General features: G+C 36.2%; 15 protein-coding genes. All 15 read right to left on the bottom strand.

The genetic code is table 11. The features are described 5' to 3' along the window. Positions 1-68: 68 nt before the first annotated feature. Positions 69-539, bottom strand: coding sequence for an electron transfer flavoprotein subunit alpha/FixB family protein (locus D4A81_RS12760; protein ID WP_162902591.1), 471 nt, complete (start codon positions 537-539; stop codon positions 69-71). Next, positions 532-1,674: an acyl-CoA dehydrogenase family protein gene (locus D4A81_RS12765; protein ID WP_111525799.1), complete on the bottom strand. Its 1,143-nt coding sequence runs from the start codon at positions 1,672-1,674 to the stop codon at positions 532-534. The genes D4A81_RS12760 and D4A81_RS12765 overlap by 8 nt, the downstream gene beginning before the upstream one ends. A gap of 63 nt (positions 1,675-1,737) precedes the next feature. Continuing rightward, complete coding sequence (locus D4A81_RS12770; protein WP_111525798.1) at positions 1,738-2,973, bottom strand: CaiB/BaiF CoA transferase family protein; 1,236 nt, start codon at positions 2,971-2,973, stop codon at positions 1,738-1,740. 60 nt (positions 2,974-3,033) lie between these two features. Then, positions 3,034-4,353, bottom strand: coding sequence for a GntP family permease (locus D4A81_RS12775; protein WP_111525797.1), 1,320 nt, complete (start codon positions 4,351-4,353; stop codon positions 3,034-3,036). Positions 4,354-4,383: 30 nt separating this feature from the next. Next, on the bottom strand, positions 4,384-5,190 hold the full coding sequence (locus D4A81_RS12780; protein ID WP_111525796.1) for an enoyl-CoA hydratase-related protein: 807 nt from the start codon (positions 5,188-5,190) through the stop codon (positions 4,384-4,386). Positions 5,191-5,481: 291 nt separating this feature from the next. Then, positions 5,482-6,930, bottom strand: coding sequence for a sigma-54 interaction domain-containing protein (locus D4A81_RS12785; protein ID WP_111525795.1), 1,449 nt, complete (start codon positions 6,928-6,930; stop codon positions 5,482-5,484). Positions 6,931-6,938: 8 nt separating this feature from the next. Beyond that, positions 6,939-10,658 carry a glycosyltransferase gene (locus tag D4A81_RS12790; protein ID WP_111525794.1) on the bottom strand — a complete coding sequence of 1,240 codons (3,720 nt, stop codon included), beginning with the start codon at positions 10,656-10,658 and terminating at the stop codon, positions 6,939-6,941. Positions 10,659-10,670: 12 nt separating this feature from the next. After that, positions 10,671-11,999: an ABC transporter ATP-binding protein gene (locus tag D4A81_RS12795; RefSeq protein ID WP_111525793.1), complete on the bottom strand. Its 1,329-nt coding sequence runs from the start codon at positions 11,997-11,999 to the stop codon at positions 10,671-10,673. A gap of 8 nt (positions 12,000-12,007) precedes the next feature. Then, positions 12,008-12,817: an ABC transporter permease gene (locus D4A81_RS12800; RefSeq protein ID WP_172621805.1), complete on the bottom strand. Its 810-nt coding sequence runs from the start codon at positions 12,815-12,817 to the stop codon at positions 12,008-12,010. 86 nt (positions 12,818-12,903) lie between these two features. Next, positions 12,904-13,458: a dTDP-4-dehydrorhamnose 3,5-epimerase gene (gene rfbC, locus D4A81_RS12805; protein ID WP_111525791.1), complete on the bottom strand. Its 555-nt coding sequence runs from the start codon at positions 13,456-13,458 to the stop codon at positions 12,904-12,906. A 115-nt stretch (positions 13,459-13,573) separates the two neighbouring features. Beyond that, on the bottom strand, positions 13,574-14,677 hold the full coding sequence (gene dnaJ / locus D4A81_RS12810) for a molecular chaperone DnaJ (RefSeq protein WP_111525790.1): 1,104 nt from the start codon (positions 14,675-14,677) through the stop codon (positions 13,574-13,576). Positions 14,678-14,693: 16 nt separating this feature from the next. Then, a complete protein-coding gene (gene dnaK, locus D4A81_RS12815; RefSeq protein WP_111525789.1) occupies positions 14,694-16,562 on the bottom strand; it encodes a molecular chaperone DnaK in 1,869 nt (622 codons plus the stop codon). A 94-nt stretch (positions 16,563-16,656) separates the two neighbouring features. Beyond that, the gene (gene grpE, locus D4A81_RS12820; RefSeq protein WP_111525788.1) at positions 16,657-17,271 is read right to left on the bottom strand and encodes a nucleotide exchange factor GrpE; all 615 of its coding nucleotides are present in this window, start codon (positions 17,269-17,271) and stop codon (positions 16,657-16,659) included. Positions 17,272-17,282: 11 nt separating this feature from the next. After that, positions 17,283-18,314 carry a heat-inducible transcriptional repressor HrcA gene (hrcA, locus tag D4A81_RS12825; RefSeq protein ID WP_111525787.1) on the bottom strand — a complete coding sequence of 344 codons (1,032 nt, stop codon included), beginning with the start codon at positions 18,312-18,314 and terminating at the stop codon, positions 17,283-17,285. 200 nt (positions 18,315-18,514) lie between these two features. Beyond that, entirely contained in the window at positions 18,515-19,864 is a 1,350-nt protein-coding gene (locus D4A81_RS12830; RefSeq protein ID WP_111525786.1) for a sodium-dependent transporter, read from the bottom strand. Between the last annotated feature and the right edge of the window lie 23 nt (positions 19,865-19,887).

Below are 19,887 nucleotides of genomic sequence, written 5' to 3' on the forward strand. Positions count from 1 at the left end.
ATAAAGCTCCCACTTTAAATTAGAAGAATATAATCTTCACTAAAGTGGGAGTTTTGAATTATTTATTATTATATTTTATTTGTTTTATATTTACAGAAATACTTCAACAGAAAAGATTCTATATCAAATATATTTTCAAATCTTTTCCTTGATGTCTTTACAAGTAAATCATCTATAATCTTGCGAACATCTTCCACTACACAATAATTTGCTATATTAAATATATTTGCTTTTCGGTCATTATTCACTGAAATTATAAGTTTTGAACCCAATAACCCCATTGTATGAAAGTTTGTACCTGATACACCAAGAGTTAAGCATATCCTAGGCGATACCTTCAATCCACTTAATCCAACTTCTCTATCTATTGAAAGCCATCCCAAATCCAACATTGGTCTTGATCCAACCACCTGAGCCTGTAATATATCTGCAAGGTTCAATACTTTATCAAAATAATCTTTATCCTTTATTCCTCTTCCAATAGATATGACAATATCTGCTGTTATAGGATTACCACTTAGACAATTTTTTTTATCCAAATATTGCTCCACTAATAATCAATCTTTGAATCTCATTAGTACCCTCATATACTTGGGTTATCTTTGCATCACGGAACATTCTTTCTACATGATTTTCACGCATATATCCTGCTCCACCCATATTCTGGATGCACTCTGTGGTAACCTTCATTGCCAAATTAGAACATGCCAGCTTTGCCTTACAAGCTGATACAGAAAAATCAAGACCTTGTTGTTGCTCCCATGCCCCTTTATATAACAACAATCTGCACATGTCAATTTCTGTCTGTAAATCTGCCATCTTGAATGCAATATATTGATTCTTATAAATAGGTTTTCCAAATTGCACTCTTTCCTTCATATATTCTTTACATATATCAAAAGCACCCTGAGCAAGACCTAGCCCTTGAGCAGCAACACCCAATCTTCCTGCATTTAATGCAGTTAGAGCATACCTAAATCCCTTGCCTTCCTCACCTATCATTGCGCTTGCCGGTATTATTGCATTATCAATGTTTATTTCTGCAACTTTTGCTGAACAAATACCACATTTATTTTCAATATGACCTATGCTTATACCCGGAGTCTCTTTAAGGTCTACTAAAAATGCTGTCAGTCCCTTTGATCCCTTTGACAAATCTGTATTTGCAATAAGCATGCAGTAGTCAGCAACAGCACTATTTGTAATATAATGTTTCTTGCCATTTACAACAAAGTTATCTCCTTTTCTAATTGCCTCTGTCTTTGCTGAACCTGCATCTGATCCAGCATCCGGCTCTGTTAATGCAAAACATCCTATAGCATCTCCTGAAAATAGCCTTGGCATACAGTGCATTTTTTGCTCTTCATTTCCAAAGGAATCAATACCTGTTGTAAATGTTGATGAAATGGCATATGAAATACCAAATGCTGAATCTACTTTACTCAGCTCTTCAACCACTAATAAAAATGCTAAATAATCATCTCCATGTCCACCATACTTTTTATCAAATTGTAATCCTATCAAGCCTAAATCTCCAAGTTTTTTTACCAAGCTCATATCGTACTTTTCAGTTCTATCTCTTTCAAGTACATTTTTTAGCAGCTCCTCTTGTGCAAACTTTCTTGCTTTATCTCTAATTTCTTTTTGATAATCTGTTAATTCAAAACTGTACATATTTTTATTCTCCTTATAATATATTTAAATTTTTTAATAAATATCTTTTTATGCCATGACTTTTTATCCTTTATCTGTTGCAACAGCTCCGGACTCAATACATTCTTCTATATACTCATCACTATATCCAAGTTCCTTTAATATTTCAACTGTATGCATTCCTATTTTAGGTGCTGTCCTTTCAATTGTAGGTGCAATATCTTCAATACTTCTAGGCTCATTTTTTGTAAATCTTACTGGAGTCATAGAAATCTTAGTTTCTGTACCATCCCACTCTTTAACAGGTGCAACAAAAAGATTTTCATTTGCCTGAGGATCATTAGCGATATCCTTCAAACTTTGAACTCTTTCATGTGCTATATCCTCTTCTGTCAACATTGCGTCAATATCTTTATAGCTGTATTTAGCAAACTCTTCTGACAATACCTTTGTCATTTCAATGGCATTTTCTCTACATTCTGTACCACTATAAGACGGATTATCTAGCAAACTATCTAATCCAAGACGTTTTAACAACCTAGGATTATATCTTTCAGGTTCCAGTATACTCATATAGAACCATATATTATCAGAACTTCTATATGTATTCATAACAGGTGTTCCGGGATTTAATCTTGTCTTTGGATATATATCTCCATACTGAGTAGATGCTATTCCTGCACTTGCACTCCATATAGCCTGGCTAAATAGAGATACCATAACCTTACAGCCTTCTCCTGTCCTTAACTTATTATATAATCCGCCACATATACCTCCTGCCAAAGAGCAAGATGTTGTTGCATCTCCAAATCCAATCAATGGATTAACAGGTGATGAATCCTTTTCTACTAAGTCCATCATAGCACCACTTCTAGCCCAAAATGCTACTGTATCAAATCCCGGATTATCTTTTATTGGACCAAAATCTCCATATCCGTTTATTTGTCCCCAAACTATATGAGGATGTCTTGCATGTAGGGACTCATAATCCAGCCCCAATCTTTTTAACGCTCCTGTACGATAGCTTGATACAAAAACATCTGATTGTGCCAGGATTTTTTCCAGAATTTCTTTACCTGCTTCAGACTTTAAATTCAATGATAAACCCCTCTTATTTCCATTGTATATATTATATAATACATTACAATCATCTTCTGTTGGCATGCACATAGGCTTACCTGTAGTTCTACCAGGATCTCCAAAAATCGGCTCTACCTTTATAACATCTGCACCCCAATCTGCAAGTATTTTTGCAGCACCGGGTCCTGCAATAAAATAAGTTAAATCTACTACTTTTACTCCCTCTAATGGTTTAAACATTTTCTATACCCCTTTCTATATATACTAATTTTTATAAATGCTTACACAATAGATCTTCTATTACGGTAAATTAGGAAATAGTGTAAATAATAATACTCCCAATAGTGAACCTAGAAATGGAACTATAACAGTAAGTCTGAATGTAAGTCCATATGAAGCTTTATGTGTTTCTCTACAAAGTCCATTAGTTACTGTTACTATATATCCATTATGTGGTAATGAATCCAATGCAGATGATGACAAAGCCATCACTCTATGTACTGCTGATGCTTGTATACCTAATGCTGTGTATACCGGACCCAGTATAGGAACAGCTATTCCAAGTCCGCCTGAAGCACTACCGCAAATTCCTGCTATAACAGTTGTACCTATTAAAAGAGATAGGAGTTTTGGACCCGGTATATTTATCATGGCATTTGTTATAATTGAAAATTGCTTGGAATGTGACACAACCGCTCCGAAACCTACAACAGCACTTGTGGCAGTTACTGCTGAAAGACACATCTGTATACCATCTGTAAAAGTCTTGCTAAGCATTCCTTTTTCAACATGATTGAACATTACTATAATTGCTGAAACAGTACCTGCAAATACAGCTATCTCAACAGGCACCATAGATGCTCCCTCACTATTCTTTAAGTTAACAAGAATAATGGTCACCACTAATGGTAATATGGCAACAAGTGGATGAGGTAACTTCTTATCACTATTATCTGATACATCATCACCTTCTATAGCCACAAAATGTTCTCCTCTATCCTTCACCTTTTTAATATAGGCCTTTAACCATATCAAACCTGCAATCAGCATAAATATACATGATATCCAACCATTAACAAATCCTGCAGTATATGGTGTTCCTAAATTATTTGATGGCACTGCATTATGAATTTGAACAGCCCCCGGTGAAATCATTGCAAATGTTGAGCATCCAAAACATAGCGCACCCGGTATACACCTTCTTGGTATATCAGCAGCCTTAAAGACCTGTAATGCTATAGAAAATACGCAGAATGCACACACATGTGCTGTAACTCCTCCATAGGCTAAAACTCCACATGCAATTGGTACTGAAATAAATGCCAAGTCCTTACCCATTACTTTTATTATAGTCATAGCTATTGATCTTGCAGCTCCTGTAACATCCATTGCCTTTGCCAATAATGTACCTGTCAAAAACAGTAAAAAATAATTTTGAAAGAACCCACTAAATCCACCCATAAAATTGGTTTTATAGGCTTCATAGATAGGCATTTGAGTTGTTACTGCTACAACAAGTGTTGTGAGAAAAACTGTTAAAAAAATATTTAAGCCCTTCATAATAAGGAATGTCAGTAGTATAAATGCTAAAGCTATTCCAATAATTCCAATTGTATCCATTTATAGCTCCTCTTTTCTTTATTAATACATCTATTGCTTTTTACTTGGGAACTGAGGTGCTCTTTTCTCAAGAAATGCCTCAATTCCTTCCTTTTTATCTTCGTTACCAAAAACAACAGCCCAGCATTCTTTTTCTATTTCTAGACCATTTCTAATATCTGTATCAGATCCACGATTTATAGCAGTCTTGCAATAACTTATTGCAATAGGTGATCTGCTTAAGATCATTTCCATCATATCTTTTGCCTCATCCATTAACTTTGTTTCATCAACAAGTTTATTTGCCAATCCTATACTTACGGCTTCATCAGCCTTGACCTGTCTACAAGTGTATATAAGTTCTTTTGCAATTCCTACACCAACTAATCTTGGTAATCTTTGAGTACCGCCAAAGCATGGTATTAAACCTAAATTTGCCTCAGGTTGTCCAAATATTGCTTTATTAGACGCAATTCTTATATCACAGCTCATTGCAAGCTCACATCCTCCACCAAGTGCAAATCCATTTACTGCCGCAATAACAGGTTTTTCTAAACTTTCAATTTTATTAAATAATTTCTGTGCCCTATCAGAATAAAGTCTTCCCTCTTTTACACCATATCCTGACATTTGAGAAATGTCTGCTCCCGCAACAAAAGCTCTGCCTTCTCCGGTGATAATAACTCCTAAAATATCACCATCTTCTTCAATAGCATCAAACAATAATTCAAGTTCTCCTAATGTTTGATTGTTTAAAGCATTTAATGCTTTAGGTCTATTCATGGTCAATATAGCAATTCGTCCATCAATACTTCCCTTGACATATTCCGTAGTGTTTATAGCTTCACTAAACTTCATACAATACCTCCTCTTACAATGTAATACGACCACCATTGTAATAATTATCTTATCAAAATATTTTTATGATATCCGGATTATCATTCTATACTTATATATACTGCAATTTCCATGCCAATTTTTTGATAAAAATTTACACAATTATTGATTTGTTAAAAACTTATTTAAGTTAATATCTTTGTTAATTTTGCATAAAAAGCAAAAATATCGTATCATTTTTGAAGCACTCATAAATGATACGCTCCAAAAATGATACGATACTAAAATAAATTATTCTATTATAACTTAAGGCTAATCCCTATACATTTGCCACTTTCTTACGAAAGTAGGAACACTCATACCTAAATATCCCGCTGCTTTACGTACACTATTAAATCTATTGTAAGCTGATATTATTATCTCTTTTTCCTTTTCCATTAAATACTTCTTCATTGAACCGATAGAATGTACTTCTTCAACAGAACCTAATTCAATATCTTGAATAATCTTATCCTTATTATTGGTTATATCTCTATTTTTATTTAATCCGTCATTCATAAAAGCTTCAAACTTAACCGGTAAGTCTGATAATACTATTTCTAACCCATCACAAACAGCATACGCGCCTTTTATAACGTTTTCAAGTTCTCTCACATTACCATTCCAAACATGGCAGCAAAAAGCCTCTAATACCTTTTTATCTATTTCAACATTTAATTTGTACTCCGTATTTAACCTATTTATAAAATACTGTACAAGTAAAGGTATATCCTCAACTCTGCTACGAAGAGGAGGTAAGTGCAAATTAATGACATTTAGTCTGTAATATAAATCCTCTCTAAAAGTACCGTCAATAATCATTTGTTCAAGATTTCTTCTGGTTGCAGATATTATACGAACATCTATTGGTATAGGATTATTTCCTCCTACTGTATCCACTTCCTTCTCTTGTAATATTCTCAAAATCTTTGCCTGCATGAGAAGTGGCATATCACCTATTTCATCCAAGAATATTGTGCCACCATCAGCCTGCATAAACTTGCCTTTTCTTCCGCCTTTTTTGGCACCGGTAAAAGCTCCCTCTTCATATCCAAACAATTCTGATTCCAACAATTCACTTGGAATAGCTGCACAGTTTACACAAATGAAAGGTTTATTTCTTCTAATTCCTGAGTAGTGTATTATCCTGGCAAATACCTCTTTCCCGGTTCCACTTTCTCCAGTTATTAGTACCGGAAAATTAGTTTTAGAAGCCTGTATAGCTTCTCTTTTCTTGTTTAAAATAACATCACTCTTACCAATTATATCTTTTACTCCAAGCTGTGATTCACTAAATATTTGATACTGTTCTCTAAGAAATTCCAGCTCGTTGTATTCTTTTATCATTCGCCTGGCAGTATTTACTGACTGTTCACGAAAATGTACCTGTGCAACTCCACCAATAGTATTTCCATTAGAATCTTTAACATATGTACGGCTGACAAGCACAAAATCATTTGATGAATCCTTTACATATCCCGTCTGATATTTGTGCAATACCAATTCTTCTGTGTACTCATTCATCATAATATCAGCCATCTTACTATTTGGAATAATATCTGTAATAGGTCTACCTACAATGTCTTCTTTTTTTCTTCCTAAGAAAGAACTATAGCTATCATTAATATCAATAACTATGGCATTTGCATCTACTACAATAAATCCATCATTTGTAAGTCGGAGAACTTCTTCAAAAACCCTTGCATAGAATTCTTTTTCCATATTGGCTCCTAAAAATCTTCCCTTATTATGTCCCAAACCGCTTCTATACTGTGTTTATTCTTTACATAATCATCTGCTGCCTTGCTCATATTTTTAAGAGCTTCTTTGTCGTTATAAAGTGTAACGCATTTGTTTACAAAATCACCCGGCTCATCTGCGACAAGCATTTGATTATATGAGTTGTCTATACCCTCTGCTCCAACACCTGTGGTTATTACAGGATCATTGTAATATAGAGCCTCTATTACCTTGCCCTTTACTCCTGCTCCGTATCTTAGAGGTACTACAACAAGTCTTACCTTCTCATACAATTCTTTCAGCTCTTCTTCACTTACAAAACCTTTAAATATAATTCCTTTGGCTTCATTGTGAAGAGCCTTTATCTCATCCGTAGCATTTGAACCGACTATATAAAAAGGTACTTTTATCTGTGCATAGATTTCATCCCACATATTATCAAGGAAATACTTCAGCGCATCTGCATTTGGAGGATGTGAAAACCCTCCCACAAACAGTACACCCTCTCTGATATCGGGATTGTAGTCAATATTGCCAAACTTTTCAAAAACATAGGCTGTTATCGCTTTTGCATTTATCTTCTTGTCAAAGGTATGTATATAGTCTACCTCCACATTTGAAGGATAGTAGCTTATACTTGCCTTTCTCATAAGATCAAGCTCCATACTCTTCCAATATGAACTTGCATTTTTTCTTTCAACATCTCCGGTAAGTTCATACTCTCTTCTTTCACGCAGGAAGTGCAGATCGTGACCATAGTATATTATTTTTATATCAGTTTTTTCTTTGATAAAATCAATATACTTGGTGGCGATATGTGGTCTATTAAGATATGCGATATCAATATTTGCCTGATTGCTTTCAATCCATTCAAATATATTTGTTCTCATCTCATTGCCATATAATACCTCTACACCCATCTGCTCCAGAATTCCTGTATATGGCTCTGATTTAGCAAAGTTATCAGGAAGGAACTTAACTACATATCCTCTTTCTATAAACATCTTTATATACTGGAAAGTAGTCTTTGATCCGGCATCCTTATCAAAGGTCGGAACATAGTGATCTACAAATAAAATAACCTTTTTGCCCATGCTTCTTTCTCTGGCTCTGAAGCCATTTGGTACTCCAACATTGTCGTACTGGTTTTTGAACTCCTCACTCCATTTTTCCTGAAGCTTTTTGTTGTTCTCTACCTGATATCTCTTAAGTCCTGTACCATTCACATCCGTACCATTTGATACACCCTCAAAATGAACTACCACACTGAGCGGCTGATATACCACTCTCAAGCCTCTTTTTCTCACTTCAAAAGCAAGGTCTGAATCCTCACAGTATGCAGGTGCATATCTCTCATCAAAGCCTCCAATATCTTCCCAAAGCTTTCGACTAAGCATTATCGCCGCACCTGATATATAATCCACATCTCTCACATAATTGTACTCAGGCTTGTTTGGATCATCACATCTTCCATAGTTCCAGCCACTTCCATCACTCCATATAATACCACCTGCTTCTTGCAGTCTGCCGTCAGGATATATAAGTTTTGAGCCTACCATTCCTATACCCTTATCAGACTCCAGTAATTTTATAAGTGGCGACAGCCAATCCTTTTCTACGGTTGTATCATTATTTAAAAAGAATATGTACTCGCCTCTTGCCTTTTTGGCTGCATTATTACAATTCTTTAAAAATCCCTGATTTGTCACATTTCTTGCAATCACAAGTCCGCTTACAAAATTATCTATTTCCTTTGTAGCATCCGTGGACACATCATCCGCAATAATTATCTCATAATCATACCCCTGAGTGTTTTCTAAAAGAGATACCAGACAGGCATAGGTATAATGTATCTGATTGTATACAGGTATAATAATGCTTACCTTTGGGTTTTCTACATATGGGAAGTTTAGCTTTCCCTTTTCTCTGTATAGATCACCTATCTTAAACTCTCCCTCTATAAGGTTTCTTCCCTGTTCTGAATGAGTAAGCTTAAAATACTTTATAGGATGGAAAATACTCATAAGCCTGTAATTTAACTTCTTTCTTTCCACACTTCCTTTTGGGTATTTTCTGTTGTATATAGTGCTTAGCTTTCTTCTGATCCTAAAAGGAATAGAAAGATTACTATTGTAAACATTCAAGGTCTTTGAAAGCTCTTCATTCTCATGTCTTAAATTATCTATTATTATACCCAGATTATTTACATGATTATCTGTAAGAGTTCTAAGTCTAGTCAGTTCTTTAACTATCAGTTCTCTATCCTTATTTATCTCAGAAAGTTCTATAATCTTATTCTTTGCATGTGGCAATTCGGCAAGTGCTTCCAATCCCTCATTTAAAGTTTCATGACTTATAGTCTCTACAAAGTAATTGTCAAGATAAACTTCCTGATAATCTCCATGTATATAATCTTGGAAGCTTCTTTCGATAAAGTCCATTCCGTCAATATCATCTATACCGAACCTTGCCATAAAATCAGTTTCAGTTAAACTAAAATTATTCTGAATCTTATCTGCATTATTTTGATAGAAAATATGTAATGCACGGTATTTTATAAATAGCTCTCTGTCCTTTATAAAATCCATTGACTCGTCAAATATCCACTCACAATCTATTGCAATAAACTTCTCTCCATCAAATATAAAATTATCAAATATAGCATCCAGATTAAGAGCATCCTCATCCACTATCTTTTTAAGATACTCTTTAACACCTTCTATAAACCCATTAATATCTTTTTCAATGTAATCTTCACAAAGCCTGCTTAAAGACTTTCCATTTACAAAAGGAAAGTTCATTTCTCCGGCATTTTTAAAAGTTCCTTCAAGAACTGTCACACTGTCGTTTTTTATACGCTTTTTACCATCATACATACCCAAAATATGCGGAATACTTTCTCTCTTTAAAGCAGACTTTACAACGTACTTTTTATCATCTTTAATTCTTATTTCCGTCTTTATCTGATACTTTGGAAGTCTGGTTCTGTTATATTTGATATAGACATTCTCCTCACTCCCACCGGCAACTATAATATATGAGTTTGCAAAGCTGTCAAAATCTCCTGTTTTTGCAGCCTGAGAAAACCTTTCTCCGATATCTTTAAGGGCGAACCTGGGGTAATCATATGCCTTTATCTGTGAAAGCTCACCTGCTCCCGGCATCTCCTTATCTGAGAAGAGTTTATATACATATCTATAGTTAGGATATGGATAATATGTGGAATGCTCACCGATCCACTCTCTTACAGCTTTTACACTTAAAGCTTCTTTTTCTTTGTCTCCAAACTCTTCTTCAAAGTAGTTCATTCCATATTTATTATCAAATATCAAAACCAGCTTTGTATTTGGCTTTTCTTTTCGTATTAACTTAGACACCTTCTCACTACCATAGGCAATAACGGTATCAAACTCATTAAGATTTATGCTATCAAAATCGGATATATATTCTATATCAATGTCAAAAACAGCCTGTACACTTCCAAGTCTTTCCGCATCGTCTTCATAAATATAAACCTTTGATTTATTACATAAATCATCCAATATAGCTATTTGACTACCTAAAAATAATGTCTTTCCCTTTATATCTATCCATTCTGTATTTCCAAGAGATAGTGATGAAAAGAAAGATAGATTTTCTAAACTAGGATTTTCTTTCAAAAGGCTATATTCATCTTTTCCATACTTTTTTGAAAGTTCTAAAAGACTCATTTTCTCTCCCTTTTAATTACTTTTTTGAGTAAGTTTTACCTTTGATTCCATATCATAAACACCCACAGTATTCTTATTTGAAATAACTGTTATGAATGTAACATCATAGAGTCTGTGATATACAACATGTGTACCATCTTCGAATCCGGTACAACTCATACTTAGAAGATACTCTCCACCCTGTAATGTCATTTTCTGCTTGAATTCCACAACTGCTTCATCACCCGGCTTTACAGGCTTTACAGGTACACCTTCAAACATTGTATTGGTACCACTAAGTTCTGTTCCTTTTTTATCTTTAATAGTGAATGTAAATATAGGAGATTCTATATTTGCATTAAACCTTATCTTTTCTCTGATGGTAAACTCTTCTCCTTTCAGCAAAAGATTGGTAAGCTCTCCCTTAGAATCTAAAAGTCCCAAATCGTATATCTCAGCCCTACCGTCACCATACTCTGTTTTATTCGGATTGATGGAAATCTTTTCCTTCATAAGACCATTATATTCTTTTGCATGTGTCTTATTTATATCATTGTTTAATTCCATCATATCTGAAAAATTACTGTCCAGCCTCTTTGCAAGATCAGCTTCCAGATCGTCCATTCTGCCTGCTAAGATCTTCTTGTATAAATCCACCATTTCTCCTGCAGGACCTTCCGCCAAAAACTCTCCCTTGTTTAAAAGTATTACCTTGTCACAGTACTTTATTACACTTCCCATATCATGGGTTACCATCAATATGGTAGTACCGGTCTTTCTTATCTCTTCCATTCTTCTGTAGCATTTGGCCTGGAAAAAAACGTCTCCTACTGAAAGTGCCTCATCCACTATCAAAATCTCAGGCTCTACGTTTATTGCAAGTGCAAAAGCAAGTCTTACAAACATACCTGATGAATAGGTTTTTACAGGCTGATACACAAAGTCACCTATATCAGCAAACTCTAAGATCTCAGGAAGCTTTGCCTCCATCTGCTCTCTGCTAAAGCCCATCATAGTTCCGTTCATATATATATTTTCAATGCCGGTATAGTCCATATTAAAGCCCGCACCAAGCTCTAAAAGTGCGGAAATGTTTCCGTCAACTTCCACACTTCCTGTAGTGGGATTTAATACTCCGGTTATGATTTTTAATATCGTTGACTTTCCTGAGCCGTTTGTTCCTATAATTCCCACCGTAGAACCCTTTTCTACACAAAAGGATATTTTATCCAAGGCAAAAAATTCCTTATGATATTTTTTATGTGTAAGGGAAATACTCTCCTTTAACCTGTCTATAGGCTTATCATATAGTCTGTAGATCTTGGTAACATCACAGACATTTATTGCTAAATTGCTCTGCATACTTCTCCTTATAATACATCTGAAAAATGTGGTCTTAACTTATTAAACATTCTAAGTCCGATAAGTAACAATATTACAGTAACCACCCAAAAATATACTGTTAGTCCCGGTCTCTCAAAGAAAAAATCTCCTCTGAGTATGCTGTCTCTATATCCAACCACAATATAATATACAGGATTTAATTTCATTATCTTTTCAACCTTTGCCGGGAAATATGAGAACATTGTTGGATCCCACATTATAGGTGTCATCCACATTCCAAACTGTAATGCAATTCCCACTATCTGTGCCATATCCTTAAAAAATACATTGATTGCACAGGTTATATATATTATTGCAAGTGCAAATATTGACAAACAGAAGCTGTAATACACTATTCCAATCCAACTTACCATAGGTAATCTACCAAATGCTAAAGTCATGGTTATCATTATCACTACAAAGATCCCATGTACTATAAGGCAGGAAATCACCTTGATAACAGGCAATATGGATACATTAAACACTACTTTTTTTACAAGGTAATTATATTCTGAAAGTACATTCGTTCCCAAATTTAGAGTCTCAGCAAAGAAAAACCATGGTACAATACCCGGAACCAGCCATACTACATAGGGAACTCCCGGTACAGGCGGTGTACTCTTAAATCCCATTTGAAAGATTAGGAAATATATAAGTACAGTAACTACCGGCTGAACAAACATCCATGCAATACCAAAATAGGACCCAACAAAGCGTTTCTTAAAATCAGCCTTTGCCAAATCCCATATGATTGCTCTTGATTTTAATATTTCTCGTATAAGCGATATTATATTCATATCTTTTTCCATTCATTATTTATTATAAAGTTTTATTGACAAATATATCAGGAATCCTGTGAATTCACAGGATTCCATCATTAAAATCAATCAAACTTAAATGTTTCTTTAAGACCTTTCCACTTTGTATCCTTCTCAGACATTATCAGATTAATTCCCTCTATAGGCCAGTCAATGCCTATATCAGGGTCATTGTATATAAGACCACCCTCATCATTTGGATGATAGAAGTCTGTACATTTGTATGCAAATACCGCCTCATCTGAAAGTACCACAAAACCATGTGCAAAACCTTCCGGTATATAGAATTGCTTCTTGTTCTCATCAGAAAGAAGTACACCAAAGTACTTTCCAAATGTCTTTGAGTTCTTTCTCAGATCCACTGCCACATCATATACTTCACCACTTAATACTCTTACAAGCTTTCCCTGTGGATGCTCCTTTTGGAAATGTAATCCACGAAGTACTCCTTTAGATGACTTTGACTGATTGTCCTGTACAAAAACCATATCAAGTCCTGCCTCTTTGAAATCATTCTGATTATATGTTTCTACAAAATATCCTCTATCATCTTTAAACACTGTAGGAGTAATTACACATAACCCCTCTATTTCGCATCTCTCTAATGTGATTTTTCCCATATTAATACACCTCGCTGTTTTAGCTTTCTTTCTGTTCTAAATTATACTTCACAGTAGTATTTCCGTCAAATATGAACGCAAAAAAAGCCACCAAATCGTGGCTTTCTCTTATATTTTATTTATTCATTGCTGCATCAAATGCTTCCAGTGCTTCCTTTTGTTCTTTTGAAAGCTTTGTAGGTACTGAAACCACCAATGTTATATAGTGGTCACCTCTAGTATTTTTATTTCTAAGGAAAGGTACTCCCTTACCCTTTAGCCTTATTCTTGTATCTGTCTGTGTTCCTGCCTTTACAGCTACTTCCACTTCTCCATCTACAGTCTTTACTCTGATACTTCCACCCAGTGCTGCCTTTGCAAAGCTTATAGGCACTGTAGAAAAAATATTAGTTTCTTGGCGTTTAAATATAGGATGTGGACTTACTATAGCCTCTACAAGCAGGTCCCCTCTTGGACCGCCGTTTATTCCCGGCTCTCCACCTCCTGCCATTCTTATAGACATACCATTATCTATACCTGCAGGTATATCAACCTCAAAACTCTTTTTCTTTTGAATATATGCCTTACCATTACAATCTGGACATTTATCCTTAATGATCTTTCCTGTACCGTTACATTCAGGACAGGTCTTTACATTCTGCATAGTGCCAAACAGAGTCTGCTGTGAATATATTACCTGACCCTTGCCATTACATTTTGGACAAGTGGTAGGTGAAGTTCCTGCTTTAGCTCCCGAACCATGGCATGTCGCACATTCTTCCTTGAAGTTTACTTTGATTTCCTTCTTACATCCAAAAACCCCTTCTTCAAATGTAAGTCTCACTGATGCTCTGACATTTGCTCCCTTCATCGGACCTGTTCTTGTGGCTCTGCTTCCGCCGCCGCCAAACATACCTCCAAAGAGATCTCCAAAGATATCCTCACCGCCAAAATCAAATCCGGAAAAGCCTCCGAATCCTCCGCCTCCGGCACCTGCACCTGCACCACCATCAAAGGCAGCATGACCAAACTGGTCATACTGTCTTCTTTTGTCAGGGTCACTTAGTACTGAATAGGCTTCACTAGCTTCCTTAAACTTTTTCTCAGCTTCAGGATTATCAGGATTTGAATCTGGATGATACTTTTTAGCCAGCAATCTGTACGCCTTTTTTATTGCAGAGTCATCAGCATTTTTATCAACGCCAAGTACTTCATAGTAATCTCTTTTACTCTCTGCCATCAGTTACTTCTCCTTATTATACCTCTTTAAAATCACCATCAATTACATCATCATCTGAAGATGTAGCAGTTTCTTGTGCTCCTGCTGTGTCAGCACCTGCTGCACCTGTATTCTGTGCTGCACCTGCCTGCTCATATACCTTTGCAAAAAGCTTCTGAGCACTTTCCATAAGCTTCTCTTTGCCCGCCTTGATATCATTTATCTGATCATCTGTCATAGCATCGATAGGTGCTCTATTGATAGCCTCCTTTAATGTGGCAAGATCTGCTTCGACTGCTGCCTTATCATTTGCATCAAGATTATCACCAACCTCTTTTAATGCATTCTCAGTCTGGAATACTATAGAGTCAGCTTCATTTCTTGCATCAATGCCTTCTTTTCTCTTCTTATCCTGTGCCTCAAACTCAGCAGCTTCCTTTACAGCCTTCTCTATATCACTGTCTGACATGTTTGAACCTGCTGTAATTGTGATATGCTGCTCCTTACCTGTTCCAAGATCCTTTGCAGATACATTAACGATACCGTTTGCATCAATATCAAATGTAACCTCTATCTGTGGAACACCTCTTCTTGCAGGTAAAATACCGTCAAGTCTGAACTGTCCTAAAGTCTTGTTATCTCTTGCAAACTGTCTCTCACCCTGTACTACATGGATGTCAACAGCTTCCTGATTGTCTGCGGCTGTAGAGAACACCTGGCTCTTCTTTGTAGGAATTGTAGTATTTCTTTCGATAAGTTTTGTAGCTACACCACCCATTGTCTCGATTGAAAGTGAAAGAGGAGTAACATCAAGAAGCAATACATCTCCTGCACCGCCTTCTCCTGAAAGCTTACCGCCCTGAATACCTGCACCGATTGCAACACCCTCATCAGGGTTGATGCTCTTTGAAGGCTCCATACCTGTAAGAGCTTTTACCTTCTCCTGTGCATTGATCATTCTTGTAGATCCACCTACAAGTAATACCTTTCCAAGATCGCTTGCTGTAATACCTGCATCCTTAAGAGCATTCTGTACAGGAATAGCTGTTCTTTCAATAAGGTCAAGTGTAAGCTCATCAAACTTAGCTCTTGTAAGAGTCATATCAAGATGCTTTGGCCCCTCTGCGGTTGCAGTTATAAATGGCAAATTGATATTTGTTGTTGTTGCTGTTGAAAGCTCTTTTTTAGCCTTCTCTGCAGCTTCTCTAAGTCTTTGAAGTGCCATCTTGTCTGCTGAAAGATCCACACCCTCTGCCTTCTTAAACTCACTTACAAGCCAATCTGTAATCTTATTGTCAAAGTCGTCACCACCAAGATGTGTATCACCATTTGTAGCCAAAACCTCTATAACTCCGTCACCGATTTCAATTATTGAAACGTCGAATGTACCGCCACCAAGGTCATATACCATAATCTTTTGCTCAGCATCATTGTCAAGACCGTAAGCAAGAGCTGCGGCTGTAGGCTCATTGATAATTCTCTTTACATCAAGACCTGCAATCTTACCTGCATCCTTTGTAGCCTGACGCTGTGCATCGTTGAAATATGCAGGAACAGTGATAACAGCCTCTGTAACCTTCTCACCCAGATAGCTCTCTGCATCAGCTTTCAACTTCTGAAGAATCATAGCTGATATCTCCTGTGGTGTGTATGACTTACCGTCTATTGTTACCTTATAATCTGTACCCATATGTCTCTTGATTGAAGAGATTGTTCTGTCTGCATTTGTAACTGCCTGACGCTTTGCAGGCTCACCTATAAGTCTCTCACCTGTCTTTGTGAACGCTACAACTGAAGGTGTTGTTCTTGAACCTTCCGAATTTGGAATAACTACAGGCTTTCCACCCTCCATAACTGCTACACAGCTATTTGTTGTACCTAAATCTATACCAATAATCTTACCCATTATTTTATCCTCCTAATAAATCAAAATTTGTATTTTCTAAATTTATATAAAATATCTCACTTTGTCTTTACAAAGCAAAATATAGTCTCAAAAATTAATTTGCAACCTTTACCATACTATGTCTAAGAACACCGTCCTTGTACATATATCCTTTTAAAAGTTCCTCTGCAACAATATTTTCGCCTAAATTCTCATCTTCTATATGCATAACTGCATTGTGTAAGTTAGGATCAAACTCTTTCCCTACGCAATCAATCGGCTTAACTCCCAAATCTTCAAAAGTCTTTGTCATTTGATTGTATATCATTGCTATTCCATCAGCAAAAGCTCTGCCTTCACCCTCTGCAGGTGTTGCAGTCATTGCCCTTTCAAAATTGTCAACTATCGGCAAAAGTTTTTCAGCCACACTTCTTGCTCCCATATCAAACATGGTAGCTTTTTCTTTTTCACTTCTCTTTCTGAAATTATCAAACTCCGCCATGCTTCTTTTAAGTCTGTCTGTCAAATCTGCAATGACAATGTCCTTTTTATCAGCCTTTTCAATGTTTTCATCACCAAAAGCTTCTTCTACTTCGGCTTCCATAGCTGCCGCCTTTGCCGCTGCCTCCTCAGGTGTTTCCTCGGTCTCGACAACAGGCTCTTCTAATTCTTCGCCTTCTGTAACTTTTTTGTTCTCATCATGTTCTCTTTTTAAATCTTTTTCTTTCACAGCCCTCTCCTCTATTCATCATTATTAAACTGCTCATCCAGCGATGCCATCACAGTCTTTATAGTCTTTAATACTTTCTCATAGTCCATTCTCTTTGGTCCCACTATACCGATAGATCCTCTAAGTCCTTCGCCTATCTCATAATTGGCTGTAACTACCGAAAGATCTCTCATATCTGAAATCGGCACTTCATTTCCGATATATACTCTGATACCGTCATTATCATTATCATTTACCCCTGCAAGTATTTCCTTAAGCTTATCCTTTTCCTCAAAAGCATTTACCAGCTGACTCGCCTTCTCTCTGTCAGAGAGCTCAGGATACTTAAAAATATTTGTAGTACCGCTCGTATATATCTCCAGATTGTTAGTAGCACTTTCAAACACCGCTGCTACTTCTCGTAAAACCTTATCCACTATATCTCCATAAACTCCTGCATCCATTCTTAGCTTATTCATAATGCTTAAGTTTATCTCTTCCACAGTAAGTCCGTTTAATGAAGTATTTATAAGTAGATTCAAGTTTAAGATTTCGCTCTCTAATATTTCGCTGTCGATATCTATTATCTTATTATTGATAATATTACCTTCAGCAACTGTCACCAAAAGGAGCTTGAACTTATCTATCTTTGAGAGTTGCAAAAACTTTACTTTATTGGAGTGTATACTAGGCCCTGATATCATCGCGGCATAATTGGTGTCTCTTGCAATAATCTTTGCCAACTGCTTCAAGACCGTTTCCAATTTATCCACTTTTTTGAACATCAGATCCTTAAACTCCTCAGTTTCTATCTCCTTTTCTCTCAAGATCTCATCTACATAAAATCTGTATCCCTTATCTGAAGGAATACGTCCTGCCGAAGTGTGAGGCTGTAAAATATAACCCATATCTTCCAGATCACTCATTTCATTTCTTATAGTAGCAGAGCTCAAATTTAATTCAGGGAGCTTTGAAATAGTTCTTGAACCCACCGGCTCCCCGGTTTCCATATAATTCTTTATAATAGCTTTTAAAATAATCGCTTTCCTGTCCTCTGAATCCATTCGCCCCTCCCTTCTTTATTTGTTAGCACTCATTTATATAGAGTGCTAATTTATATTAGCTACTATATTCTATATGCAAGGATTTGTCAATAACTTTTTTAATTTTTTTATTATAGCTTACTTTAGATAACAAAAACTCCCAACCTTCTCTCAGGTATGGGAGTTTTTAAAAACATTTTCTCTCTATAGCTTATAGCTAATCAACCGATTCCACCGTAGATTGCACCTGCTATAAGTGCCAATAATGCAAGTCCGGTATACACATATTTACCAAGGAAGAACCAAGTGTCTCCCTTTGGCTTCTTTGCCCCTGTGTTCACTGCCTCCATAGTGTATTTCTTTCCAAACATGAAGAACAACATTACCGAAGCAAGTACCGCACCTATCGGACAAATATAGATGGATACTGCATCCATCCAACCTTCTACTATTCCCTGTATTAATACTGCAACAACTACACCAAGTACTCCAATAACTCCTACAGACTGTATTCTACTAAGTCTAAACTGCTGCTGTAATGTAGCCACAGGTGCTTCATACAGGTTTACAAGGGAACTAAGTCCTGCAAATGTAACACATACAAAGAATATAATTCCTACAATCATACCACCCGGCATTTTATTCATGATATTTACAAGGTAAATAAACATAAGCCCCGGTCCACCTGCGCTAAGCTCTGCACCTGATGTAGCCATAGCCGGTATAATAACAAGTGCTGCCAAGAGAGCTGCAACTGTATCAAATACAGCTATATTCATTGCTGAGAAAGGCACATCCTCTTTTTTGCTCAGATATGAACCATATATAACTGTACCATTTCCTGCAATAGACAGTGAGAAAAACGCCTGTCCAAATGCAAATATCCAAAGTCTTATATCTTTTAATCTCGCAAGATTAACTGTAAATATATACTTATATCCATCTGCTGCACCCGGTTGTACACCTATATAAACTGCAAGTCCAATCATCATTACAAAAAGCAATGGCATCATAAACTTATTTGCCTTTTCGATACCGTCTGCAACACCAAATGCCATAATAGCAAAGTTTACAATAAGTGCTATTATTATCCAAGTATTGTTTCCAAATGCAACGGCTGTAGAACCAAAAGTATCTCCAATAGTCTTCATATCTTGACCCATTGCAAATAGTTGACCGGTGAATGCCATTACTACATATTTGAATATCCAGCCAACAACACAGGAATAACCTATAGCAAGTGCCAAAGATCCTATAGTAGGTATGATTCCTATACCTTCACCCACTTTTCTACTTTTACCTGCATATGCCATGGCTGCACCAAATGCTCCTATGGGACCTTTACCTGTGCTCCTTCCAAGTGCGATTTCTTCTACTACTCCTGTACTTCCTATCAATATAACAAATATGAAATAAGGAATCAGAAAAGTCATACCCCCCCAAGCTGACACTAGCACCGGAAATCTCCACAGATTTCCCATACCCACAGCTGAACCTACACATTCTATGATGAAACCAATTTGTGAGTTAAAACCATCCTGCTTTAGAGATGTATTATTATCTGAACTCATAAACTTCCTCCATCTTTCCGAAA

The organism is Lachnoanaerobaculum umeaense (genome assembly GCF_003589745.1).
Classification (GTDB): domain Bacteria; phylum Bacillota; class Clostridia; order Lachnospirales; family Lachnospiraceae; genus Lachnoanaerobaculum; species Lachnoanaerobaculum umeaense.